At 40.2% G+C, this 25,081-nt stretch carries 21 protein-coding genes; 11 read left to right on the top strand and 10 right to left on the bottom strand.

Translation table 11 applies throughout. The annotated features are described in order from the left end of the window. The 3 genes from FTU83_RS10705 to FTU83_RS10715 form a co-directional block, all read left to right on the top strand. On the top strand, positions 1 to 346 hold a 346-nt coding region (locus FTU83_RS10705), incomplete at its 5' end, for a transposase family protein (protein ID WP_180004523.1). Positions 347 to 598: 252 nt separating this feature from the next. Next, on the top strand, positions 599 to 1,486 hold the full coding sequence (locus tag FTU83_RS10710; RefSeq protein ID WP_180004521.1) for a DMT family transporter: 888 nt from the start codon (positions 599 to 601) through the stop codon (positions 1,484 to 1,486). A gap of 276 nt (positions 1,487 to 1,762) precedes the next feature. Then, the gene (locus FTU83_RS10715) at positions 1,763 to 3,061 is read left to right on the top strand and encodes an MgtC/SapB family protein (RefSeq protein ID WP_180004519.1); all 1,299 of its coding nucleotides are present in this window, start codon (positions 1,763 to 1,765) and stop codon (positions 3,059 to 3,061) included. Between the two features lie 23 nt (positions 3,062 to 3,084). Here the strand turns inward: FTU83_RS10715 and yddG are convergent, their stop codons facing one another. Continuing rightward, positions 3,085 to 4,008: an aromatic amino acid DMT transporter YddG gene (gene yddG, locus FTU83_RS10720; protein ID WP_180004517.1), complete on the bottom strand. Its 924-nt coding sequence runs from the start codon at positions 4,006 to 4,008 to the stop codon at positions 3,085 to 3,087. A gap of 475 nt (positions 4,009 to 4,483) precedes the next feature. Between yddG and FTU83_RS10725 the strand changes: the two genes are divergently transcribed. The 3 genes from FTU83_RS10725 (at position 4,484) to FTU83_RS10735 (ending at position 7,029) form a co-directional block, all read left to right on the top strand. Next, on the top strand, positions 4,484 to 4,669 hold the full coding sequence (locus tag FTU83_RS10725) for a hypothetical protein (protein WP_180004515.1): 186 nt from the start codon (positions 4,484 to 4,486) through the stop codon (positions 4,667 to 4,669). A gap of 334 nt (positions 4,670 to 5,003) precedes the next feature. After that, positions 5,004 to 5,936: an IS5 family transposase gene (locus tag FTU83_RS10730; protein ID WP_180004513.1), complete on the top strand. Its 933-nt coding sequence runs from the start codon at positions 5,004 to 5,006 to the stop codon at positions 5,934 to 5,936. Continuing rightward, a complete protein-coding gene (locus FTU83_RS10735) occupies positions 5,926 to 7,029 on the top strand; it encodes an aromatic ring-hydroxylating dioxygenase subunit alpha (protein WP_257222585.1) in 1,104 nt (367 codons plus the stop codon). The genes FTU83_RS10730 and FTU83_RS10735 overlap by 11 nt, the downstream gene beginning before the upstream one ends. An 85-nt stretch (positions 7,030 to 7,114) precedes the next feature. On the opposite strand, the gene FTU83_RS10740 is transcribed toward FTU83_RS10735, so the two are convergent. Then, a complete protein-coding gene (locus FTU83_RS10740) occupies positions 7,115 to 7,555 on the bottom strand; it encodes a DUF2147 domain-containing protein (RefSeq protein WP_168379617.1) in 441 nt (146 codons plus the stop codon). Between the two features lie 524 nt (positions 7,556 to 8,079). Between FTU83_RS10740 and FTU83_RS10745 the strand changes: the two genes are divergently transcribed. Then, on the top strand, positions 8,080 to 8,916 hold the full coding sequence (locus FTU83_RS10745) for an SDR family oxidoreductase (protein ID WP_180004509.1): 837 nt from the start codon (positions 8,080 to 8,082) through the stop codon (positions 8,914 to 8,916). Between the two features lie 180 nt (positions 8,917 to 9,096). Here the strand turns inward: FTU83_RS10745 and benE are convergent, their stop codons facing one another. From benE to catA, 6 genes are all read right to left on the bottom strand, one after another. Continuing rightward, positions 9,097 to 10,320, bottom strand: coding sequence for a benzoate/H(+) symporter BenE (benE, locus tag FTU83_RS10750; protein WP_180004507.1), 1,224 nt, complete (start codon positions 10,318 to 10,320; stop codon positions 9,097 to 9,099). Positions 10,321 to 10,384: 64 nt separating this feature from the next. Continuing rightward, positions 10,385 to 11,170 carry a benzoate diol dehydrogenase BenD gene (gene benD, locus FTU83_RS10755; protein WP_180106477.1) on the bottom strand — a complete coding sequence of 262 codons (786 nt, stop codon included), beginning with the start codon at positions 11,168 to 11,170 and terminating at the stop codon, positions 10,385 to 10,387. A gap of 14 nt (positions 11,171 to 11,184) precedes the next feature. Then, positions 11,185 to 12,201: a benzoate 1,2-dioxygenase electron transfer component BenC gene (gene benC / locus FTU83_RS10760; protein ID WP_078190731.1), complete on the bottom strand. Its 1,017-nt coding sequence runs from the start codon at positions 12,199 to 12,201 to the stop codon at positions 11,185 to 11,187. Positions 12,202 to 12,295: 94 nt separating this feature from the next. After that, positions 12,296 to 12,805: a benzoate 1,2-dioxygenase small subunit gene (gene benB, locus FTU83_RS10765; protein ID WP_180106479.1), complete on the bottom strand. Its 510-nt coding sequence runs from the start codon at positions 12,803 to 12,805 to the stop codon at positions 12,296 to 12,298. Then, positions 12,802 to 14,199, bottom strand: a complete 1,398-nt coding sequence (benA, locus tag FTU83_RS10770; protein WP_180106481.1) for a benzoate 1,2-dioxygenase large subunit — start codon at positions 14,197 to 14,199, stop codon at positions 12,802 to 12,804. Before benA ends, benB begins: the two co-directional genes overlap by 4 nt. 85 nt (positions 14,200 to 14,284) lie before the next feature. After that, positions 14,285 to 15,205, bottom strand: coding sequence for a catechol 1,2-dioxygenase (gene catA, locus FTU83_RS10775; RefSeq protein ID WP_078193335.1), 921 nt, complete (start codon positions 15,203 to 15,205; stop codon positions 14,285 to 14,287). A 281-nt stretch (positions 15,206 to 15,486) separates the two neighbouring features. Between catA and FTU83_RS10780 the strand changes: the two genes are divergently transcribed. The 4 genes from FTU83_RS10780 (at position 15,487) to FTU83_RS10795 (ending at position 21,902) form a co-directional block, all read left to right on the top strand. Continuing rightward, positions 15,487 to 16,401, top strand: coding sequence for a LysR family transcriptional regulator (locus tag FTU83_RS10780; RefSeq protein WP_180022865.1), 915 nt, complete (start codon positions 15,487 to 15,489; stop codon positions 16,399 to 16,401). A gap of 191 nt (positions 16,402 to 16,592) precedes the next feature. Next, entirely contained in the window at positions 16,593 to 17,966 is a 1,374-nt protein-coding gene (locus FTU83_RS10785; protein WP_180106483.1) for an MFS transporter, read from the top strand. A 123-nt stretch (positions 17,967 to 18,089) separates the two neighbouring features. Then, on the top strand, positions 18,090 to 19,403 hold the full coding sequence (locus FTU83_RS10790; RefSeq protein ID WP_180106485.1) for a DcaP family trimeric outer membrane transporter: 1,314 nt from the start codon (positions 18,090 to 18,092) through the stop codon (positions 19,401 to 19,403). Between the two features lie 369 nt (positions 19,404 to 19,772). Then, positions 19,773 to 21,902 (top strand): TonB-dependent receptor domain-containing protein, encoded by a 2,130-nt coding sequence (locus FTU83_RS10795; RefSeq protein ID WP_180106487.1) that lies wholly within the window; start codon positions 19,773 to 19,775, stop codon positions 21,900 to 21,902. Positions 21,903 to 22,008: 106 nt separating this feature from the next. Here the strand turns inward: FTU83_RS10795 and FTU83_RS10800 are convergent, their stop codons facing one another. After that, the gene (locus FTU83_RS10800; protein WP_180106489.1) at positions 22,009 to 23,445 is read right to left on the bottom strand and encodes an amidase; all 1,437 of its coding nucleotides are present in this window, start codon (positions 23,443 to 23,445) and stop codon (positions 22,009 to 22,011) included. Positions 23,446 to 23,565: 120 nt separating this feature from the next. Further along, positions 23,566 to 24,990 carry a PLP-dependent aminotransferase family protein gene (locus FTU83_RS10805; RefSeq protein WP_180106507.1) on the bottom strand — a complete coding sequence of 475 codons (1,425 nt, stop codon included), beginning with the start codon at positions 24,988 to 24,990 and terminating at the stop codon, positions 23,566 to 23,568. Positions 24,991 to 25,081 lie beyond the last annotated feature (91 nt).

Raw genomic sequence — 25,081 nt, forward strand, 5'->3', positions numbered from 1 at the left:
ATGTACGAGTCGTGGTGCCGTACATGATTTCGAACTCTTCAAACGTAACTTGAATCAGATTCCTGCAGGTGCATTTATCCTTGCGGATAAGGGTTATCAGGGAATTTATACAGTGTATCCAAATAGCCTGTTGCCATTAAAAGCCAAAAGACACTGTAAATTGGATCCTGAATTGAAAATCTATAATCATGAAATCAATAAAAGAAGAATCGGAATTGAGCATGTATTTGGCAGCCTGAAAACCTTCAAAATCCTTGCTGAGCGTTATCGAAATAGAGGTAAAAGGCTTGGTTTGAGATTCAATTTAATCGCTGGAATTTATAACTTAGAGCTGAGTGAAAAATGACTTATGAAAGAAATCTAATGTAAGTTACTAACTATATTGGTAAAGAGCAAAACGCAAAGGTGACATGCCTTTGCGTTTTTTTATAAAAACTTAAATTTTGATAAATACCATATTCTTAATATGAGGTTTTTAAATAAAATTTTTTCAATGAATCCATAACCAAGTTCAATGAATAATCTAGCCGTGTTGGGTCGCATTCAATTCAATAAAAGCGTAAATTGATGAGGCATCCACCGTTAAACCACCTTTCTTATGTTTCCAGTTTGGATCTTATTCACTTTAATGGCTGCTTTTATGCAGTCATGGCGCAATGCATTTCAAAAGCAACTCAGTACCACTGTTGATGTGTATGGTGTCACCCTTGCTCGGTTTATTTTTGGACTCCCATTTGCCTGCATTTATTTATTTGTGCTGTACCAACAACAGCCTGTGAGTCAGGTAACCACATTTACACCTATGTTTTGGGTCTATGTGGTGATTGCAGGACTAAGTCAAATTTTAGCGACGATTTTAATGGTCTTGCTTTTTAAACAAAAGAATTATGCCATCGGCGTCGGTTTAGCGAAAAGTGAAGCCATATTTGCGGCCATTGTTGGGGTGATTTTCTTAAGTGAACATTTAAGTTTATTTGGTTGGATTGGTGTTTTGGTTGGTGGTGTTGCCGTTTTTCTTTTAAGCAAAGGTTCTCAACGACAAAAATTATCTCTGCCAACGTTATGCATTGGTGTAGGGAGTGGATTAAGTTTTGCTATTACCTCTTTATTGGTTCGTGAAGCCAGTTTAGAGCTAAGTGATTTACCGACTTTGCATCGTGCGGCGTGGGTACTGTTGAGTGTAATTGGCTTTCAATGTGTGATTATGCTGCTGTACCTCAGTCTATTTAGCCGCAAAACGCTCATTGCCATGTGGGAGAGAGTCGGTCTGACCTTTCGTGTTAGTGTCTGTAGCTTTCTAGCGTCCTTGGGTTGGTTTACTGCCATGAGCATGCAAACGGTTGCGATTGTCAAAACCCTAGGTCAAATCGAAATATTATTTAGCCTCTTAATCTCTGCATATTTCTTTAAGGAAAAACTCGCAAGAACTGATCATTGGGGCTTAGCCTTAGTGGTGATTGCGGCCATTATGGTGATTTGGGCTTAATGTGTGCTTTAAACAGACATGAAGGTAAAAAAAGTCCGAATTTAAGTCAGATTTTCGAATATTTTTTTTAATTAAAAGATGAGAAATATTTGATGTCCACTAGGATATTTATCATGGAATTGTTTATGATTTAAAGTATGACTAAACTTTGAACATGATTGAAAATGCTCAAGTTGTTCAATTTATATGTTTTTTTCAAATTTTAGCGTTAAATTTTTTTATTATTTTTTATTTATATTGCCAAAATAAACAATGTATTGATGGGAGGGCTTAAATTTGGAAATACTCATACAAACATTATCCTTCCCAGCATTGTTAACGATTTTAGCTTCGGCTTTAGGCTGTGGACTACTCATCGGTTTGGAGCGTCAACGTAACAACAATTTGGACAGTGAACAGAGCTTTGCCGGTTTACGCTCATTTACCATTTGTGCGCTGTTTGGAGCATTGTGTTTTTTAATCCATTTAGCTGTTGGTGTAATCGGTGCAATTGTCGTCAGTATGTTTAGCTATTATGGATTAAGCCAGCAAAAACAAGATATTGGCACAACCACAGAACTTGCTTTTGTTATGACCTATTTAATCGGCGCTGCTTGTGTATTTAATATTCCATTGGCTGCGTGTTTGGCTGTGGTGCTGACCCTCATACTAGTTGGAAAAAAAGGCTTACATCATTTTGCAGCGCATTGGATCAAAGACTATGAGTTAAGAGATGGAGTCTTTTTACTGGCATTGATCCTAATTGCCTTACCTTTAACGCCGAATCAAGCCTATTGGGGTTCAGTATTAAATCCCTATGTGATTTTAAAATTACTGATATTGATCTTGGTGGTGCAGTCATTAGCGCACATCGCCAAGCGGCTTCTATCTTCTGATAAAGCGATTATCTTATCGGCCTTGGCATCAGGTTTTGTGTCGAGCACAGCAACAATCGCAAGCTTAGGCATGGAAGTGCGAGCAGGAAAAGCCAGTGCCAAAAGTAATGCAGGGGCAGGACTTTTTTCATGTGTTGCGACATTGGTTCAACTTTTGATCATTGTCCTTGGGGTGAGTTTTGCTTGGTTTAAAATATTAGTTATACCAAGTATCGTCGGCATCTTGATATTGGTCCTTACTGCGTTATATCTGATTTATGGCTCATCTCAAGTTCAGCATAATAAAGAGTCAGAACCTGAAATGCTTCGTGTAGAGGCGAATGAAACAGTGCCGTTAGAAAATACTGATAGTCGAATGTTTAGCTTAAAACAGGCGGCAATCATTGCCATCACGCTTACTTTAATCCAAGCACTTGTTTATGGATTAAATCTCGCTTTAGGTGATAAAGGCTTAATTTTAGGGACATTATTAGCATCACTCTTTGAAGTCCATGCAGCTATGGCAACCGTGGTGATGCAAGGTAATATCGACAATTTAACATTGGTTTATGCTGTGGTGATTGGATTATCAGCCCATGCGATTTCAAAATGTGTGAATGCATTTCTCACAGGTGGCTGGAAATATTTTCTATATTTTGCACCAACACAGTTACTTCATATGCTGTGCCTAATCGCGGTTTTGCTATTCAGTTTAAGATAAATGAGCCAAGTGACTGCTTCTTATTATTCATGGCGCAATTGCATTAATCTGGCTTTAATTTGTGGCCAACTGGTTGAAATCCAACATACCAGCGAACCTAATGTCACCAAAATGGCACCATGCCAAAAACTTAAACTCAGTGGTGTCTGTAATATAAACATTGAAATAACCGAAGAAAAAATCGGACTAAAATACGATAAAGTTACCAATATCGTAATATTGCCTTTTATAATACCTACATTCCACGCTGCATAACCCAAAGCAGTCACGATGGACACGATCAACATATACATACCGGTATGTAAGTCTACGGCAGGCATTCGCGGAATACCGTGAAATATCAACATTTTTAGCCATAGCATAATCGTGATCACGACGAAAAAGAATGAAATAGGGTTATGTCCAAGACTGTATTTACGTGTAATCACACAGTAGAGTGACCATAAACTCGCTCCCATAAAAGCAAGAAAATAGCTTAATGGATTAGACTGAATGTTCGTAAAGACTGTAGACCAGTTAAAACTTCCATTACCCGTTTGGATCAAAATGATGCCACCCAAACAAATGGCTAAACCAATGATTACGAAAAAGTTAAATTTTAATTCTTTAAATAAGATTAACGCGGCAATTGTCAGACTCGGCCATAAATAATTGACTAAACTGATTTCAATCGCTTGTTGAGCAGTTTGAGCCAAAGCAATGGCATACGAAAAACACAACTCATAAATCACAAATAGAATAGTGGCGTATATCAAAAATTGGCGCGGAACCAGTTTAAGGTTTGGAATTTTAAATAAGAGCAATAGAATAATTGCACTCAATGTATACATAAAGAGCACTGCAAGATCAGGGCCAATACTGAAACTAATTTTCTTAAGTAAACCAACAATAGAAGACCATTGTAAGATTGCACTGAATCCAATCAGCGTTGCAAGATTTTTGGACATGATTGCTCGAAGATTTCGCAAATGGCGAATGAATTCTAAGCTTTAATTATAATCTTTCTTTAGTTGTTTAGTCTAAGCGTGAAATTATCAAACTCTATTTAATTAAAAATATTTAGAGCTCGTTGTACGTCAAGAGCAGCATGGCGATGAACTAGGTTTAGGTTCTGGCTTATTAACGCACGATTTAAAACTTGGACAATATATTCATGCCTATATTCGTGCGAATCCAAATTTTCACTTAGCAGAGGGCGTTAAGTCAGCAATTATGATTGGCAATGGCTCAGGAATGGCGGGTTTGCTTTCACATCTTAAGCAACGTGTCGCAACAGAGCACTATCAAAACTGGTTAATTTATGGTGAGCATTAACAAGATTTCGATGCAATTTTTGCTGATGAACTGCATGAATTACAAAACCAAGGTAAAATTTCAGAAATCGATCGGGTATTTTCTCGTGATGGATTTGCTGAAAAGTATGTGCAAGATGTCCTAGTTGTAAAAAAAGCTGAATTGTTTGATTGGCTAGAGCAAGGGGCTTGTCTCTATATCTGCGGCAGTTTGAATATGGCCAAAGCGGTAGATGCCACTTTGCAAGAGATACTGGGCATTGAACAACTGCATACACTGCGTAAAGCAGGTCGTTACCGCCGTGATGTGTATTAAAAATAATGGCTATTCAATAAATAAAGTAAAAAATCCTCCAAACGTGGGGGATTTTTATGTTTTCTGAATTCATTCAGCATTTATGCCTCACATATATTTTAAAATTGTGCTGAAAAATATTTGAATGACAATTGCATATTGGATGTACAACATCTACTTTAAATTTAGCTGAAGTAACTTTTAAACGTATTGAAAAATAACAGCTAAAAGCGATAATTCATTAAATGACTCTTTTAAGAAAGTTTATTTTCTTTGACGGAGGAAGTTTAAGGATTACTTTGGCTTTGTTGCACAAACCTATCGTTAAGGGCTTATTCCACAATATAATTTTCAAATGAATAAGCCCACACCTAAAATTTACCGTACTCTCAATTGGTCTACATACAACCGCGCACTTATTAATCGTGGAAATATTGCCATTTGGTTTGATTCAAAAACTCAGTGGTATGCACAAGCAAAGGGCAAACAAGGTCGAAATCAAACCTATTCTGATATAGCAATCCAATGTTGCCTAATGATTAAATCCCTATTTCGACTCTCTTTACGCATGGTTTCAGGTTTTGTTCAAAGCCTGATTAAGCTTTGGGGATTAGATTGGACAGCTCCGGATTACTCCACCCTTTGTCGTAGACAAAAGCATATTGATATTGCGATTAGCTATCAAAAAAGTAGTGATGGGCTACATCTACTCGTAGACTCCACTGGCTTGAGATTTCTAGGTGAAGGTGAATGGAAACGTAAGAAACATGGACCTGAATATCGTCGTCAATGGCGCAAGCTTCATATTGCTATAGATGCTGAAACCCTTCAAATACGTGCAGTACAGCTTACTACAAATAATGTGAGCGATTCGCAAGTACTCGATGATTTACTTTCTCAAATTCCCTTGGATGAACGAATTGATTCGGTCTATACTGATGGCGCATATGACACAAAGCTCTGCCGACAAGTCATTTCAGATCGAGATGCACATGCGGTGATTCCACCTAGAAAAAATGCGAAGCCATGGAAAGATAAAAAGACCAGCTCGCTAGAGCGAAATGAATTACTTCGTACTGTTAAACATCTAGGTAGGACGCTATGGAAAAAATGGTCAGGCTACCATCATCGAAGTTTGGTTGAAACCAAGATGCATTGCATCAAATTATTGGGCGATAAATTAACAGCAAGGAGTTTTCCTAGTCAGGTGAATGAGATTCATGCACGTGTAGCAGTTTTGAACAAATTCACAGAATTAGGTCGCCCTCATACCCAAGTTGTCACTTAAATTTGAGTTACTTAGGGAAACTCTATCTTTAAAGCCTTTATGCAACAAAGCCGTACTCAATTTATTTACCCAACCTCAGTGCAGTACATTTGATGCTAACGACTGGAATATTTTGGCGCAGCATTGGTATCCCGTTGCATGTGTAGAAGATGTTTCGATTGAACCGCAACAAGTGCAATTACTCGATGTAAAAATGGCGTTGTATCAAACTGAAAGTGGAAAAATTCATTTGGTTCGTGATATCTGTCCACATCGTGGGGTGCCATTAACCAAAGGCTGGGTCAAGGGTGAAGATATTATTTGTCCATATCATGGTCTACATTATAACGGTGCAGGAAAGTGTGTAAAAATTCCTGCACAGCCTGAGCTGACACAAATTTCAGAGCGTTTTTCATTAACTAAATTTCCAGTCGTATTGAAATATGGATTGGTGTGGACCAGTTTATTTAACCGCGATGAATCTACGGCCAATTTTCCAGATTTAGACACGTGGGATACAGAGCAGCACCAATCTATATTGCCACCTTATGTAGATATTGATGGTTCAAGTGGGCGTCAGCTCGAAGGTTTTATTGATGTTGCACATTTCGCATGGGTGCATCATGAGAGCTTTGCAGATCGTGAAAACCCTAAAGTGCAAAAATATTCGACAGTACGTACGGACTATGGACTACATACAGAATATCTCAGTGATGTGAGTAATTATCCGCATGGCTTACAACATTTAGCGCCAGAAGACTTTTTATGGAAAAGAACGTTTGATGTCTATCCGCCATTTTCTGCAATTTTAACCATCGATTTTCCTGAAAATGGGGTATTGAAAATATTAAATGCCTGTTGTCCTGTATCGCATAATAAAACCCGTTTATTTGTGCCTTTAACTCGAAATTTTGATACCACAGGCGATTTACAAGCGGTCTATGATTTTAATGCACAAATTTTTGCTGAAGATCAGGACATGGTGGAAAGTCAAAAACCTGAGGAATTGCCACTGGATATCAGTATGGAGGCGCATTTCGAAGCAGATCGCTCATCGACAACCTATCGTCGAATATTAGCCGAATGGGGGCTAAGCAAACGTTATACCGTTTAATTTTTATTTTCGAATAATTTCATTCTTGGTTTTCATACAAAAAAAGCGACTCAATCGAGCCGCTTTTGACTTTGTACATAAAGGATTAGTTTACACGTATCCATGTTTGGCTGCGTCCAAGCGCAGATACACCAATATAGCCACGACCATTCAAGGTCTTGCCGTCATTCGACATTTTGGCATTGAAACTATAGGTTTTACCATTTTTCGGGTCAGTAATTTTACCGCCGTCATAGGTATTTTTACCGGTATTTTTCAAACCATTCACGATTTGCACACCGAGTAGTGGTTTATTGTGGAATTTACCTACACATTTTTGGCAGTTTTCTGCTTCACCCGGGGTGAGTACATCCACGATTTTTGCAGATAAAACGCCCTTTGATGTTTCATTAAATTGAACTACAGATAAAGGTTTTTTGGTTTGGTCATCGATGGTTTTCCATTTAGTACCATGCAATGGATCAGCAGCCAAAGCTAAGCTAGACACCAGTGACAAACCGATTAGGCTAAGAGTTGTTTTTATCATTTTAGAACCTCTATTGAACATAGTAAGAGATGTGCATCCCTGATCTTCCAAAGGGTGGATACACAAGACTTGGAAAATTACAAAGCATCAGCCTTGTTGTCTTCAAGGGCTATATTCACAAAAAAATAAGTATATATTGTGGATTTTATATACTGATTTTGAATATGTAGAATCTGGATCGTGTAGAAAAATAGAATAAATGTTGAGCTTTGTTTATAACATTTGGGATTTGTATCACTTTTATAAATATCAAACGCTGTTTGAGCTGAAAAATTTAGAGCTACAATCCCAAAAAAAGCCGGAGCTAAAAGGCTCATTTAAGTTTTCAATTTTTGCTCTAATCATGTTGAATTACATTAATTTGATTTGAAGCAATAACGCTAAAGAGCTATGTATAGCATTCATATTTTACAATTAAATAAAATCATTTCATTCATAGATCAGTTCTCGTTAAGCTTGTGTTATGAATAATATGAAAATGCAGCTTGTTCACTGAACGAGATTAAGTGTGTATAGGAATAACGATGAAAAATTTTAACAACAAAGTCGCAGCCATTACTGGAGCAGGTTCAGGTATTGGACAGCAATTAGCCATTCAACTGGCTCAATCAGGTGCGCATCTAGCATTAAGTGATCGCAACCTCGACGGCCTTGCACAAACGGCTGAAATGATTAAGCACACCGGTGTGAAAATAACTCAGACCCAGTTAGATGTATCTGATCGTGCCGCTGTCGAGCAATGGGCGGCTGCAACCCAAGCTGAATTTGGCCAGATCAATTTGATCTTTAATAATGCAGGTGTCGCGTTAGCCAGTACTGTAGAAGGTATGCATTATGATGAAATTGAGTGGATTATGAATATTAATTTCTGGGGCGTGGTATATGGGACAAAAGCATTTTTACCGTATTTAAAACAAAGTGGCGATGGACATATAGTTAATATTTCCAGCTTATTTGGTTTGACGGCTCAACCGACTCAAAGTGCCTATAATGCAACGAAGTTTGCGGTACGAGGTTTTACTGAATCTTTACGCCAAGAATTAGACTTGGAAAATGCTGGAGTCAGCGCAACTTGCGTGCATCCGGGTGGGATTCGAACCAATATTGCAAATAGCGCGCGTATGAGTGACAGTATTCGTGCGTTAGGGATGAACCCAGATAGGGCAACCAAAGCATTTAATAAAGTGCTAAAAACACCGCCTGAAGTCGCAGCAAAAGTCATTTTAGATGCGGTAAAGCAGAATAAACGTCGAGTTTTAATTGGTAATGATGCCAAAATTATTGATTTAATTCAGCGAATTGCACCTACACGTTATGCCCAAGCCATAGATCTACTTAGTGGTAAGAAAAAACGTAAATAATTCAAAGATAAGTAAAAAAGGGATGATGCAACATGATCCCTTTTTTATCCTATAGAGCTCTTAATTTCGAATATTGAATTTTTAAGTTTAAATGACAAGAAAATCAAAAAATTGAGTTTTCGATTAAACAAAGAAGATGTAATTTTCCCATCTTCTTTGTAGTAGTAATGCTTTTGAATATTATGAACTTTTAGAATCTTGAGCCGTTGTCATCGGCGCTTGTGTGGCTACTCGTTTGGTCAAAATGACATGTGCAGCGACACCGATACAAATCCCCCAAAATACTGAGCTTAGCCCTAAAAAATGCATACCTGAGGCTGTCGCTAAAAAAGTGATTAGCGCCGCATCACGGTTGGCCTCATTTTTCATTGCAACGGACATGTTTGTTCCAATCGCACCTAATAACGCTAGACCTGCAAGTGCAGCGACCAACTCTTTAGGTAATAGGCTAAATAACATGACAATGCTGCCTGCAAATAAGCCGCCTAAAATATAAAAAATACCATTGGCAATACCGGCTATATAACGTTTTTCTTTTAGTTCATGTGCATCTTTGCCCATACACATGGCTGCGGTGATAGACGCTAAAACAATAGTAATGCCTCCGACACATGCGACAACGAGCGAGGCAATACTGGTCGCTGTAATAATGGGCTTAGCTGGCGTGTCATATCCACTGAGTTTCATGATCGCCATCCCCGGAAGAAATTGACCACTCAGACTGACTAAGATTAAGGGAATCGCCAAATTTAAAGTCGAGTTCCAAGTCCAAATTGGGGCAATAAACTGCGGTATAGCGAGTTGAAAATTCACATCAACAGGATTAATTTTTCCTAATGTAAAACTCAGGATGACACCAGTCAGTAAGACCCAAATCATCGCGTAGCGTGGCGATAGTCTTTTAGAAATCAGAAAGACCAATAACATGCCAAAGACAATGATCGGCATACTATCTGTCGCAGTGAACAGTCCAAGTCCAAACTGAAATAAAATACCTGCCATCATTCCCGCAGCGACATCTTGAGGAATCCATTTTAAGAGTTTGTCAAAATAGCCAGTGATGCCAATCAAGAAAATAACAATAGCGGACGTGATATAAGCTGCTATGGCTTCATTCAATGAAATATTCGGAAATAGGGTGACTAAAAGGGCTGTACCGGGCGCTGACCACGCGGTAATCACCGGGGTTTTATATTTAATAGAGAGATAAATACCCGCCAGCGCAGCACCAATAGAAATCCCCCAAATCCATGAAATCATCATGGCTGGGGAAACTTGAGCTTTTTGTGCGGCTTGGAAAAAAATAATCAGTGGGCCTGAATATGAAATCAGCACGGCTAAAAATCCTGCAACCGTCGCTGAGATCGACCAATCTTCTTTTAATGTTTTTAACAGGGGTGCCATCGCTTTTGCCTCCATGCGACTATGTCAATGAGCCTGTTGAATTAAACCAATGACGGTATAGCGTTTAACCTTGATCTCCACCACCAACAGGGACGACTGTTCCTGTCATATAAGATGAATCATCGGATGCCAAAAATAAGATGGCATTCACTTGTTCCTGAATTGTGCCATAGCGTCCTAAGAATGTACGGTCAATGGTTTGATCGACCACGTCTTGCATCCATTGTTTTTCATGATCTGACAATGGATTGGTATTTCTTGGTACTTTTCGTGGTGGGGCTTCTGTGCCACCTGTGGCTACGGCATTGACTCGAATACCATCTTTGGCATGTTCAAAAGCGAGAGCAGCGGTTAAGCCATTAACCCCACCTTTTGACGCTGAATATGGCACACGGTTAATACCACGGGTTGCAATAGAAGATACATTTACAATTGTCCCTTGCTGATTTTGAATCATTTCAGGTAACACGGCTCGGCAGCACCAGAGGGTTGGAAATAATGAACGATTAACTTCCTTAATGATTTCTTCTTCTGAAAATTCTTGGAAGGGCTTCATCCAAATCGCACCGCCAACGTTATTGATTAAAATATCAATTCGGCCATATTTTTCAATGGCTTGAGCAGCAACTGATTGAGCGCCTGCAAATGTTTCAAGGTTGGCTTTAACAATAATGGCATCGCCATTGTGGGCTTGAATATCGTTCAGCGTATCTTCAACAAAATCTGAGAGATCTGCCAATACCACTTGAGCGCCTTCTCGAGCCACTTGTAGTGCTACTCCACGACCGATACCTTGAGCGGCACCGGTTACGATGACAACTTTATTGTTAAATCTGGCTTGTTCTGACATTAAACTATTCTCCCTTAATTCGCTGAGAATTTTTCAAACAAGAAGTTTGCAGGTTTAACGCCTTCGGTATCTAACCAGCCACGTACCGCTTCGACCATCGGCACAGGACCACAGAGGTAAATATCTACATCGCCATTGTTTAACCAATCTTTTTCAACATGACTGGTCACATAGCCTTTACGTTCATGCTGTGACTCAGGGTGAGCGACCACAGTACGGTATTCGAACCATGGGAGTTTGCTTTGTAATTCATCGAGTTTGTCTTTAGCTACGATGTCAAAGTCATTGGTTACGCCAAATACAAGACGAACAGGTTGCTCAGACCCTTTTTCTTCAAGCACTTGTAGCATGGACATAAACGGCGCAATACCTGTACCACCTGCAAGCATGACCACAGGACGGACAACATTACGTAGATAAAAACTACCAAAAGGTCCTTTGAAGGTCATTTTGTCGCCGGCTTTCGCATCGGCACTCAGGAAAGTACTCATTTTGCCTTCAGGGACATTACGAACCACGAAGCCTGTTAAACGATTGCCCGGCTTTGAACTAAACGAATACGAACGAGTTTCTTCAGTCCCCGGAATGCCGACATTGACGTATTGACCTGCCAAGAAGTTAATGTCAGGTTGACCTTCATCCAGTTGAATATCAAAGGTAATCGTAGAATCCGACATATTTTCAACACGAGACAATGTACCTTGAAACTCATGAATTTCAGTTTTACACACGTCAGATGATGCACTGATTTGGAAAACCGCATCTGAACTAGGACGACATTGGCAAGCTAAAATATAACCTTGCTCTGCTTCTTCGGGGGTTAAAGCGTCTTCGATATAAGATTCTTCAGGCATGTCGTAAGTACCCGACTCACAAAATGCACGGCATGTCCCGCATGCGCCATCACGGCAATCTAGAGGGATATTGATTTTTTGACGATAGGCTGCGTCGGATAGGGTTTCACCTTGAGCAACACTAATAAAACGAGTAACGCCATCTTCAAATTGAAGTGCAACATTATGGTTTGACATGGCTGAATATCCTTTTGAAAATCTGGTATAACGTGTCCTTTCAGCCAAATATCCTTCTGGCTGAAAGTTAAACCTTGCTTAGTGAAATAAGCTTTTATAGGTGATAAATATCAATAACTTGGTTGATATAATCGTTTTTAAGAACAACATATTTACTGAGGATTTTTGGCTGCTCGCCTGAAAAATCAATTTCATAACGTGACATGCCAAAGTAGCTATAGTTGGTTTTGTAGCGGAAACTTAAGGTGTTCCAGTTAAAACGCACCGTGACTTTGTCGCCATCACGTTCAATAATCTCGACGTTATTAATGTTGTGGCTAGTTCGTGTATCCGGCATCGTGGCAGATGAACGCTCAGTTTTAATGCGGAAGACACGGTCTTCTAAACCTTGACGGTCTGGATAATAAATCAAAGAAATCTCAGACTGTGGATCTTCCGTTAGGCGGTCGTCGTCATCCCAAGCTGGCATCCAAAATGATGCAGTTGGGGCATAGCACGCTAGCCATTCATCCCACTGTTCATCATCTAAAAAACGCGCTTCACGGTAGAGGAACTGAGATACAGCTTCAATGCTTACGCTGTCTAAATGTGCAGTTGCATTCATGCGACATCTCCTTGTTCATTTGCGACTTGTTGTGCCAATTCTTTTTCTTCAGCGATGGCATGTTTCATGGTTTTTAACCAATATTGATGCTGAGCAAGGTAAAGACCTTCATCTTCGGTTTTGATGCCACTTAATAGTGGTTTTAATCCAATTTCATTGGCTGCATCATCCGGTCCATGAATCCAGTGTTTTGAACCACGGCACATGTCGTTCCATTCCAGTTCAATCCCTGCATAACCTGCTTGGCAGGCACGGAATTCTTCTAAATCGTCAGGTGTTGCCATGCCTGAAGCATTAAAGAAGTCTTCATATTGACGAATACGACGTGTACGTGCTTCTGGCTCTTCACCGACAGGGGCGATACAGTAAATGGTGACTTCAGTTTTATTGACAGAAATCGGGCGTAAAACTCGAATTTGTGAACCAAATTGATCCATCAAATAAACGTTTGGATAAAGACATAGGTTACGTGAACGTTCGATCATCCATTTCGACATCGGCGCGCCAAATTTTTCGGTATATTCATCGGCTTTGCTAAAGTTTGGACGGTCTTCTGGGTTAGCCCATTGTGTCCACAACAACATGTGACCACTGTCAAAACCATAAGAACCACCACCTTGCTTGCCCCAAGAACCCGCACTCATGGCACGAATATTATCTGCCGCTTGTGCTTCTTTACGGTGCTGAGTGGTCGCTGCATAGTTCCAATGCACGGCTGATACGTGATAGCCATCTGCGCCATTTTCAGCTGTCAGTTTCCAGTTACCTTCATAGGTATAGGTAGATGAACCACGTAAAACTTCTAAACCGTTTTCCGACTGACCTTCGATCATGTCGATAATTTTGGTGGTTTCACCTAAGAATTCTTCAAGGCTTGGCACATCAGGATTTAAGCTACCAAATAAAAAGCCTTTATAACTTTCAAAGCGCGCGACTTTTTTCAAGTCATGTGAACCATCTTGGTTAAAGCAATCTGAATAACCAGCTTCAGCAGGGTCTTTAACTTTGAGCAATTTACCTGAGTTATTAAAAGTCCAACCATGGAATGGACAGGTGTAGGTTGCTTTGTTGCCTTTTTTATAACGACATAACTGTGCGCCACGGTGTGAGCAGGCATTGATCATGGCATTCAATTCACCATTACGGTTACGTGCAATGATAATGGGCTGGCGACCGATATGAGTCGTGTAATAATCATTGTTATTTGGAATTTGGCTTTCATGTGCCAAATATACCCAGTTACCTTCAAAAATGTATTTCATTTCAAGATCAAACAACGCTTGATCGGTAAATACTGAGCGGTGCAGTTTAAATTCACCAGTGTCAAAATTATCGACAAGAAGTTCATCAATACGATCTAGATGGCTGGTGTTAATTACAGGAATACGTGGCATGTCCATTCTCCGACTGTCCAATGAGGGGATAGTCGCCGAGTTGTCAAACTTGGATGAGACAGCTCGGCTTCCTTTGAGTGAGTAATTAAGCGCTAGCTCGTCGACGATCAACTTCAGTATTTGGTGCTGCGGCTTGTTCTTTAACTAACTCAACATTAAAGCTAATGTGCTTAAACGGTTGGTTTAGACCACGACGCGCAATTTCAGCTTCGTCTGTGATATCAACAGCAGTTGCTACCAGACCATCACGAGTTGCAAAGGCAAAGTCGTCCCAAAGGTATTTATCACCTTCGATGTTGAATTGAGTGGTTAGCTTGCGGTAACCTGGTGCAGAGATAAAATAATGTACATGCGATGGACGGTTACCATGACGGCCTAATTTGTCTAAAACAAATTGAGTTGTACCTTCTGGAGGGCAGCCATAACCAACGGGCATCGTAGTTTGTGCAACATATTTACCGTCTTGGTCAGAAAGAATCGTACGGCGAAGGTTAAAGTCAGATTGAGACTTATCAAAGAAAGAATAGTTACCTAGGCTGTTGGCATGCCAAATTTCAACTTTAGCGCCTTCAATGATGTTGCCTTCGGTATCTGTTACTGTACCTTCAATAAACAGTGTTGGAATTTTATCGGTTTCCGTACCATCATCCATACGAGCAAAGCCCACTGATTCAGGTGCGCCAGCCACATATAAAGGGCCTTCAATGGTACGTGGTGTACCACCTGTAATACCTGCTTTCGCATCAGCTTCATCGGCACGTAAATCAAGGTAGTGCTCTAAACCTAAACCAGCGGCTAAAAGACCTAATTCGTTCGCTTGACCTGCATCTGTAAAATACTCTAGACCTTTCCATAGTTCAGTTTGAGTAATATCTAGATCTTCAATCGCTTGGAATAAATCACCCAATAAACGGACCACAACTTGCTGTACACGTTGGTCAACAGGCCCTGTCGCTGTATCTACGTTCATTTGTTTAACCAGAACATCAATCTCTTGACGGTTCATACTATATCTCCTTAAGTATGCATTTAAGTATGGGTGGCTATCACTCGATAAAAGAGGTCTTTGGCTGCCACGTTCCTTGTTTGGTTGTCTAACAATACTTTTTAAGTTGTTTCGTGTAGCGGCTGAAGCTTCTTTCAGGTAATGCGCTGCACGATGTTTTTGATCTGTTGGATGGGATTAAATTTGCTTAATCCTGTCTATGTGATATACCTTAAAAGAATAAAATCTTCACGTCGAAGATCAAATTTGCATTTTATTATACTTAATAGGTATCGATAACCATGGAACTAAGACACTTAAGATACTTTGTCGCAGTGGTTGAAGAGCAGAGTTTTACCAAAGCGGCAGAAAAACTATATATAGCTCAACCACCTTTGAGTCGGCAGATTCAAAATTTGGAACATGAGCTTGGAATTCAGTTATTTGAACGCGGTAGCCGACCGCTTAAGACCACAGAAGCAGGCCAATTTTTTTATCATCATGCTTTAAAACTTTTGTCTAATGCAGAAGAAATTAAATCGATGACGAAACGAATCGGTTTGACCGAAAGAACAGTGACAATCGGTTTTGTGAGCTCTTTATTGTTTGGTTTACTCTCGAATATTTTGTACTTATTTAAGCAACAACACCCACATTTAAAAATAGAAATGGAGGAAATGGCCACCACTGAACAAATCAAAGCATTAAAAGAAGGTCGTATAGATGTCGGCTTTGGGCGTTTGCGTATTTCAGACCCCGCGATTAAACGAGTTTTACTGCGTGAAGAACGCTTAGTGGTAGCCTTACATGCTAGTCATCCTTTGGCACAAAAAAAGGAAGGAGTATATCTTGCAGATCTGATCGATCAGCAATTGATTTTTTACCCAAATCACAACAAACCAAACTTTTCGACCCAAGTGCGTGGCATATTTTCAGAGTATGGTTTGGAACCTAAAAAAGTACGTGAAGTACGTGAATTACAACTGGCACTGGGCTTTGTTGCAGCCAATGAAGGGGTTTGTATCACCCCAATGAGTGCCCAAAGTGTGCAATTAACACATTTAACCTTTGTTCCTATCTTAGATGAAGCCGCGATCAGCCCTGTATTTATGGCTGTGCGTAATATGGATGAAAGCGAAGATATTCGTGGTTTATTTGATAGTGTTTATCAAGTGTATGATTTAGAAGCGATTCCATATGATCGTGCTGTGTTTTGAGTATGCTGTCGCTAGACGTTCAGATGAACTGCACATATGAAATGATCTATTTAAATAAAGCGGAATCAAGGGATTAATTTGTATTCAACTTTTTAGGTATACAAACATGCCTAATCGGTTTTGGACATTAAGCACCGACTTATTCATTGTGAAAAGCGAATTTTACAAGCTTCACAATTAGGAGGTGGGCTATGCAAAACCAGAAAATTAATATTAATACCTTGGTTGATGAAGCCAAATTTACGCCATTTCATTGGGGTGTTTTGATTTGGTGTCTTTTGATTATTATTTTTGACGGTTATGACTTGGTGATCTATGGCGTTGCCTTACCGTTGTTGATGCAAGAATGGTCCTTATCTGCGGTACAAGCCGGCTTACTGGCAAGTACGGCTTTATTTGGCATGATGTTTGGTGCCATGTGTTTTGGCACACTGTCCGATAAAATTGGTCGCAAAAAAACCATTATGATCTGTGTCGGTATCTTTAGTGGTTTTACCTTCTGCGGCGCTTTTGCAAGTACTCCCGTTGAGTTTGGTATTTTACGCTTTCTTGCCGGTCTAGGCATCGGTGGCGTTATGCCGAACGTTGTCGCATTAATGACAGAATACGCGCCAAAACGTATACGCAGTACCTTAGTTGCACTAATGTTTAGTGGTTATGCCATAGGTGGTATGGCTTCAGCGTTATTGGGTGCTTGGTTAGTGCCTGTATATGGCTGGAAAATCATGTTTTATATTGCGATTATTCCATGTCTTGCACTGCCTTTAATTTGGAAATTCCTCCCTGAGTCATTGATGTATTTAACCTCAAAGCATCAAACAGATACGACTCGAACGATTGTCTCAAAAATTGCCCCTGAACAAGTCCTCACAACAGATACGCAATTTGTACTCAATGAGGTTTCTGAAGAAGACAAAGCTCCGTTAAAAGCATTATTTCAACAAGGCCGTAGTTTCAGTACGTTTATGTTCTGGATTGCATTTTTCATGTGCTTACTAATGGTTTATGCACTTGGAAGTTGGTTACCAAAATTGATGATTCAAGCCGGCTATTCGCTTGGTGCAAGTATGATTTTCCTCTTTGCACTGAATATTGGTGGAATGGTAGGTGCTATTGGTGGTGGTGCTTTGGCTGACCGCTTCCATATCAAAAAAGTACTGAGCATCATGTTCATGTGTGGCGCTTTGGTTTTAATCTTACTGGGCTTTAACAGTCCGCAAATGGTTCTGTATACCTTAATTGCTGTAGCAGGCGCAGCTACCATCGGTTCGCAAATCCTACTTTATACCTTTGTCGCACAATACTATCCAACCACGGTACGTTCTACAGGTATGGGCTGGGCATCGGGGATTGGACGAATTGGTGCAATCGTTGGACCGGTACTTACTGGTGCGCTGTTAACCATGAATTTGCCGCATCAAATGAACTTCTTGGTGATTGCCATTCCGGGTGTCGTAGCTGCATTAGCGATCTTTATGGTGAATTTACAAGCGTCAGTAGAGGCATCTACTCAAGGTCAATCACGAAAGATCAATACACAAGCCATTAAAAATCCAGCGAATTAAGCCGGTATTTAAAGATTTAACATTACCCCAAAATTTTAGTTTCCAGGCCTGATGCACAGCATGAGGGCTAGTGGGAATTGTGACAAAAAATAAGGAAAGGGCATCGCCCAAATCGAGGTCAGGATGAAAACTCAAAAGCTAAATTTAGTCAAAAAAACCTTTAAAATTAAACCGATGATACTAGCTTGTGCAGTCGCGTTCCCCATGTGGACACATGCGGCAGTCAGCGAAGCTGAAGTTGAACAGTTGCGTGATGAAGTCAAAGCATTAAAAGCCATGATGCAGCAATATGTTCAGCAGCAAAACACTTTGTCGAGTGAAATCAAAGACGTAAAACAAGGGTCTGTAGTTGCTGCGCAGAATCAAAAACCGACTCAAACACCGAGCCTGAGTTTAAATACCAAATCGGGTGCTGAGTTTAGCTTGTATGGCAATGTGCGAGCAGATGCATCTTATCAGGCAGAAGGCGGCAGCTTATCTCGCCTGTATAACCAAATGAATAGTGTTCCGCTAGAAGGGAATGCTGAAAGTTCAGATCGTTTAAAAGCAACACTTGCTGCCACACGTTTAGGCCTAGACTTTAAAACGCCGACTCAAGTGGGCGATGTAGGCGGTAAAATTGAAGTCGACTTTTTGGGCGCAAATGATGGACTGCGGATTCGTCATGCCTATTTGACCTATGGTGATTGGTTGGTGGGGCAAACATGGTCTAACTTTGCTGTACCTGATTATATGCCTGAAACCATTGATGCATTGGGCTATGTCGGTGGTGCTGTTAAACGTACACCGCAAGTTCGCTATAGTCACAAATTTAGTCCAGAGACAAATCTCGTGCTCGCAGCTGAAGATTCTAAAGATGACAGCTCAAATATGCGTTTGCCTGCATTAACTGCGCGTTTAAATTATAAAATGATAGATACGCTGACGTTGAGCGCACGTGCGATGGGTGTTGAAAAGAAAACGGATACGGATACAGAAACCGCATGGGGGCTTGGTCTGGGCGCAAAACTAGATTTGACGGATAAAACAGTGCTCAAGGCGGATTATTACCATGTCAAAGGCGACAGTAGTTTTGTGTCATGGACCAACCAAGGCTTTGTCACCAATGCGGATAAAGACATCATCGCCACCAATGAATTTGACTCGATTACAGTAGGTTTAACTCAACAAATTTCAGCACAATGGCGCGGAACATTGGGCTATGGTTATATGAAAGCAGATAATAATGCTGATTATGTCAACTCATTAGTCGATAAAACCAAGGCCAATAAAAACTTGTGGCAAGCATGGGCAAATGTATTTTACAGCCCTGTTAAGCCGATTAGTTTAGGTCTGGAATATGTCTATGGTGAACGTGAAGCTTTTGGTGCTGCGCCAAATGGCAGTTCTAAGGGTGAAGATAACCGAATCAATGCAGTCGCGATGTATAACTTCTAATGCCGTTACAGAGAATTGTTTAATTCAAATTGCCTTGGAAATTTCAATATCAATTTAACAAGAGCGTGATTGGAAGTATGTTCAGGATTTGACATCTGACTTTCCGACAATCTTTCAATACGTGCTCACAATCCATACACGCCCTTGATCTTTATCGATTGAGGGCTTTTATCTTATTTAGAAACTTTTATTTTTTGACTAAAAAATATAATTATCTGTTTTATTTCATTTAACAAATCATTTGAATATAAAAATACGAAGAAGGATATTGATAAAAATCATGAATTTTGAAATATTTTGATACATACATGACGATAAAACACACTACAATCCTTGCCGTCAATTTCGTTTCACTTAGAAGACGCAATCATGGATGTCCCTCAATTTTCCAAATATAACAACACGTCACTTAAGCTTTTAAGCCTAATGATGCTTACTGCAATGGCACAATATAGTGTTGCAGATAGCAATGTATTACCTGAAATCACCATTAACGTTGAACAAAGTTCAATGGATGATCAAATAAAAAAAGCACTGACTAAAGTAAATGGTGCAACCAATGCGATCGTTGCAGCAGACATTCAAGATGTACCCAAGCGAACAAATGCTGATTTATTTAAAAATCAACCGGGGATATACGCGGCATCTTCAGGAAATGAAGGGGTGAAACTGTCGATACGTGGCTCGGGGATCAATCGTGCACCGGGGGCGCATGCTTCAGGGTTGTATGTAACCTTAGATGATTTGCCATTTACAGGGCCAGGAGGAACACCTTATGAACTGCTTGAGCCGCTGTGGGTAGACCATATAGAGGTTTTACGGGGGGCTAATGGTTTAACACGTGGTGCATTAAGCCTGGGTGGTCTAATTAACTATGCTAGCCCAACTGGAAAAAATGCAGCAAAACTGTCAGTGCACCATGAAATGGGTAGCCACGGTTATCAAAAAAGTGAAATCAATTCAGGACAACAAATTGGCGACTTAGACTATTATCTTTCCTTAACGCAAAGTGATGATGACGGTTTTCAAGATCATGCTTCAAGCCAGAGCAAAGGTTTATCGGCCAATGTGGGATATAAAATAAACCCTAACCTAGATACACGTTTTTATCTGCGTTACCGAGAGACTGAACACCAAACGCCGGGACGTCTAACCCAACAACAGATTGAACAAAATCCAAAACAAGCAGTAGCCCAAAATATCTCGCTGAATAATAATCGTCCGCAGCCGGGAAGTCTTTGGTTGGCGAATAAAACCAATATGACTTTGGACACAGGTGATCGCTTACAGTTGGGTCTGGCCTATCATCATTATCCGATGGATTTGCAAGAAGGTTTGTATAGTACCGATGTTGACTATGACGATATCATTACCTTATTTAACTACCAATTTGACCGAACGCTATGGGGGCATGAAAGCCAAAATACTTTAGGTTTTCGTAGTACCACGCATTTGCCAGATGGTCAGGTCGTTGAACGCTTGCGTGTAGCGCAAGGCGCCTATGCTGCGGGTACAGAAACGCGGCATTATACCTACCAAGGTGGTGACTATGTTTTACATTATGCCAATGCCTTGGCACTACACCCACAGTTTTGGCTCGATAGTCGTGTCGCATTGGCGTACACCCATCGTGAAAGTGAAGTGACATGGCCTGTGCAAAGCCATAAAGAAAATATTCGTGAATGGAATGTCCTGCCATCGCTAGGTTTTCGATATCAAATCCAACTTGAAACACAGCTCTTTGCCAATGTCAGTCGAAGCTTAGAAGCACCACATCCTTGGGCTTTAATTTGGGGGTCGGATCAATACTTCCCAGATGGTAGTGGCGCAGCAACGGGACGCCAAAGTGCTCCGATACATTTGAATAGTCAGACAGCGAACACTCTTGAACTAGGTGGGCGTGGTCAACATGCACTGGGTGAGTGGAATATTGCATATTACTATTCACAGGTTAAAAATGAACTATTGGCCGTTGAAATCCAATCAGAGCCTAAAAAGATTATTGCTGAATCAAATGCTTCAGACACCATTCATCAAGGGATTGAAGTCGGTTTAAACAGTTCACTTTGGCAAAATGATACATATGGACAGGTTCAACTAAAACAAGCCTATACCTTGAATGATTTTCACTATAAAAATGATGCGGTATTTGGAAAAAATGAGCTTGCAGGTATACCTAAACATATCTATCAGGCTGAACTTAAATACGAACATCCTTTAGGCTTTTATACTGCGGTGAATACACTTTATGCCACAAAGGTCGCAACCGATTATGCCAATAGTTTCTATGCAAAAGATTGGCAAATTTGGGGAGCATCGTTCGGCTATATACAACCACAAAAACAGTATATGGCGTGGTTGGATTTTAGAAATATAGCCAATAAAAAATATGCATCTACCGTGACACCGGGCTATAACGATGCCGGCAAAGATCCTGCTCGTTTAACACCGGGTGAAGGTCGGGCGGTATATGCAGGACTGACGTATCATTTTAATTAAGCATCTTGTATTCCATACAGCGAACAATTAAAAAGCCTTATTCTGCGGATTTGAATAAAAAAAGGGAGCCAATCAGCTCCCTTTTTTTAACTCTTTGATTAGTTTGTTAAGCAGTTCGAGGCATATCCTGAATACGTCGCCATGGCTGAGCTTCTTCAATTTCATACGCCAGTTCGATCAAGGTTTTTTCATCCCCGACATCGGCTGATATTTGCATACTGATCGGTAGTCCATCGTTTTGCGTTTCTCCCATAGGAATCGACATACCCGGCGCACCCACCACATTTTGGATAGGGGTAAAAGTCACATAGTTCTGTATACGTTCGAATAACTGGTCAAACGGTAATTGAGGTGACAAATAGCCAATTTTAGGTGTGGTATGTGCAAGTACAGGCGATAGCAATACATCGTAATGCTTAAAGATTTCACGATATTGTTGCTGCATTTTCTTTAATCGATACAGAAATAACGGGGTTTTATAAAAGTTCTTTTTATACAACTTCGATAAACCAACGGTTAAGTGATCTAACTCTTTTGGATTAAAGTCAGCGCCAAAGATTTTCTTGCCAAAGGTACTCAGTAAAAAGGACAACATCCCCCAATATTCACTAAAATCTTCCACAAAGCTTAAGGCAAAAGGTAACTGAAGTTCTTCAACATGATGGCCTAATTTTTCCAAGAGTGCTGCGCTATACATTAAGGTTGAAGTTGTTTCGCTATCTATTTGCCCAGTAATCGATTGCGGGACTAAACCGATGCGTAGTCGACGTTTAGAAGGGCCATGAATCATGCCTATGCGTGGCAGTTTTTTATTGTAATAACTTGACTCCATTCCTGCATAGAAATGCGCTGTATCGCGTATGCTACGGGTTAGGACACCTTCACTGATGATATTAATCGGAAGAGAGCCTGCTGCTTCACTGTCATAAGTACGACCACGACTAGGCTTTAATCCAATCAAACCGCAGCATGCAGCAGGGATACGAATCGAACCACCGCCATCATTGGCATGGGCAATCGGCACTACACCGGCTGCAACGAGAGCTGCAGAACCGCCAGAAGACGCGCCGCAGGAATAACTTAGATTCCAAGGGTTATAGGTGGCTGAGCCATCTTTATATTCGGTACTGGCATTTAGACCAAATTCAGGGAGCTTAGATTTTCCTAATACGACAAACCCTTGATCTAAGATTTGTTGGCTAATTTGAGGATTACGATCGGCTGGTTTTGAACCTATGGCCTTTGAACCATGGCGTGATGGCAATCCTTGATAATCTAGATTATCTTTAAAGAAAAAAGGGACGCCCGCAAATAGACCATGTTCAACATATTGATTTTGCTCTAAAGCACGCTGAAAACAGTCCAATTCAATGGCATTTAGATACGGATTGACTTGTTCCGCACGTGCAATGGCCGCTTGTGTTATTTCCTGTACAGAGGCTTCTTTAGATTTGATGAGCTGTGCAATCCCCACAGCATCTAGATCTGTGAGTACATCCGAACTAAAGGCATGTATGCGTTGACTGTGTTTGTGATCTTCCATGAACTAACCTATTTGTTTTTTGAATTTTCGTAAATGTTGAATGAATTCGTTGTTATCTCAACAACAAATATATGTATTTGAACAATATCTGTTTGAGCATAATAATGACAATAAAAATTGTCAAATATTCGTCTGATCTGAGGAAAGTGCAGAGATTGTACTAAGGAGGGCATCTAAAGCCTGTTGAATCTCATCCTTCCATGCAAAGGAACAATTTAAACGGATATATTGAGTTTTGGCTTCCGCAACATTAAATAAACGGCCTGGTGCAATGCCGATCTGCTGTTGAATTAAGGCTTCATAGACTGCCATACTTTCAACATTCTCCGGTAATTTTAACCAAAGAAAATAACCACTTGGATGATATTGTAATTTGCATCCAGTCGGTAGGCGGCTTTCTAAATAACGGTAAAACTGTAATTTATGTTGCTGTAGACTTTTTCTTAAGACCCGTAAATGTTTTTCATAATGATAATTTGAAATAAATTCCACCAAGGCATTTTGCAATAAGGTATTGACGGAAATAGTACTCATGAGTTGTAAGTGTTGAATCGCTTGAGAGTATTTACCTGCATGCACCCAACCCACTCGAAATGCAGCACCTAACGTTTTAGAAAAAGATGAGCAGTGTAAGACCATATTATTTTGGTCAAAGTATTTCATTGAAACAGGTTTCTTGGACGCATAATGCATTTCTTCATACACATCGTCCTCAACTAAATGCACATGATATTGGTGTAATAACACGGCAATTTTTTGCTTGATTTCATCGCTGACTGTAAAGCCCACAGGATTATGCGAATTCAGCATCAACCAACAGATCTTGACGGGATAAGTTTTTAGAATATGTTCAAACGCGGTTAAATCAAAACCGTCTTGTGGATGTTCAGGTAAGGTCACCACTTTAAGGCCTAAGCGCTCTGCAGCTTGCAAGGCGCCATAGAAAATATTTTGCTGTAACACAATATAATCACCCGGTGAGGCAATGGCTTGTAAGGAAAGATTCAGTGCATCCATACAGCCTGAGGTAATCACAATATCCTCTGGATCTGTGGCAATGCCTTGCATGCAATAACGCTGTGCAATCAACTTACGAAGGGCTAAATTTCCGGGTGGAAGATTATCAATGGCATCATAACTTTTGGGATTTCGGGAAATTTGCCCCATGATTTGGGTTAACTTTTTAGAAAAAACAATGTCTTGAGATGGAAAGGCTGAACCCAAGGGAATGATTTTTTCATCTTGTATCGATTTTAAATACTTAAATACCAGAGAGTTAATTTCAATGGGGGTGTTTAAAGACACGATTTGAGTTTGTTCAGCCTCTATTTCGACTAAGCCTTGAGCTACATAGTAGCCTGATTTTTCACGTGCATAGATTAAGCCACGCGATTCCAACTCCTGATAGGCATTCATGACCGTGATTAAACTAAAGCCAGACAACTGCACTTGTTCACGTAAAGACGGAAGTTTTTCGTGCGCTTTTAAAGTGCCATTTTCAATCAGTTGACGTAGGTGCTGAGCGAGCTGTTCCGATTTATACATAGTCATCAACAAGACAAAATTCTGTTATAAATATATCAGTAAATGAAACTTTACATTAAATTTTTATAACAGATGAGTCTATACTGTTATA

The sequence above is a fragment of the Acinetobacter sp. YH12152 genome (genome assembly GCF_013418285.1).
Taxonomy (GTDB): Bacteria; Pseudomonadota; Gammaproteobacteria; order Pseudomonadales; family Moraxellaceae; genus Acinetobacter; species Acinetobacter amyesii.

Coding starts and splice junctions, on each gene's coding strand:
- FTU83_RS10710 (WP_180004521.1), top strand. CDS start 599: ATGTTTCCAGTTTGGATCTTATTCACTTTAATGGCTGCTTTTATGCAG.
- yddG (WP_180004517.1), bottom strand. CDS start 4,008: ATGTCCAAAAATCTTGCAACGCTGATTGGATTCAGTGCAATCTTACAA.
- FTU83_RS10730 (WP_180004513.1), top strand. CDS start 5,004: ATGAATAAGCCCACACCTAAAATTTACCGTACTCTCAATTGGTCTACA.
- FTU83_RS10740 (WP_168379617.1), bottom strand. CDS start 7,555: ATGATAAAAACAACTCTTAGCCTAATCGGTTTGTCACTGGTGTCTAGC.
- FTU83_RS10745 (WP_180004509.1), top strand. CDS start 8,080: ATGAAAAATTTTAACAACAAAGTCGCAGCCATTACTGGAGCAGGTTCA.
- benE (WP_180004507.1), bottom strand. CDS start 10,320: ATGGCACCCCTGTTAAAAACATTAAAAGAAGATTGGTCGATCTCAGCG.
- benD (WP_180106477.1), bottom strand. CDS start 11,170: ATGTCAGAACAAGCCAGATTTAACAATAAAGTTGTCATCGTAACCGGT.
- benC (WP_078190731.1), bottom strand. CDS start 12,201: ATGTCAAACCATAATGTTGCACTTCAATTTGAAGATGGCGTTACTCGT.
- benB (WP_180106479.1), bottom strand. CDS start 12,805: ATGAATGCAACTGCACATTTAGACAGCGTAAGCATTGAAGCTGTATCT.
- benA (WP_180106481.1), bottom strand. CDS start 14,199: ATGCCACGTATTCCTGTAATTAACACCAGCCATCTAGATCGTATTGAT.
- catA (WP_078193335.1), bottom strand. CDS start 15,205: ATGAACCGTCAAGAGATTGATGTTCTGGTTAAACAAATGAACGTAGAT.
- FTU83_RS10780 (WP_180022865.1), top strand. CDS start 15,487: ATGGAACTAAGACACTTAAGATACTTTGTCGCAGTGGTTGAAGAGCAG.
- FTU83_RS10785 (WP_180106483.1), top strand. CDS start 16,593: ATGCAAAACCAGAAAATTAATATTAATACCTTGGTTGATGAAGCCAAA.
- FTU83_RS10790 (WP_180106485.1), top strand. CDS start 18,090: ATGAAAACTCAAAAGCTAAATTTAGTCAAAAAAACCTTTAAAATTAAA.
- FTU83_RS10795 (WP_180106487.1), top strand. CDS start 19,773: ATGGATGTCCCTCAATTTTCCAAATATAACAACACGTCACTTAAGCTT.
- FTU83_RS10800 (WP_180106489.1), bottom strand. CDS start 23,445: ATGGAAGATCACAAACACAGTCAACGCATACATGCCTTTAGTTCGGAT.
- FTU83_RS10805 (WP_180106507.1), bottom strand. CDS start 24,990: ATGTATAAATCGGAACAGCTCGCTCAGCACCTACGTCAACTGATTGAA.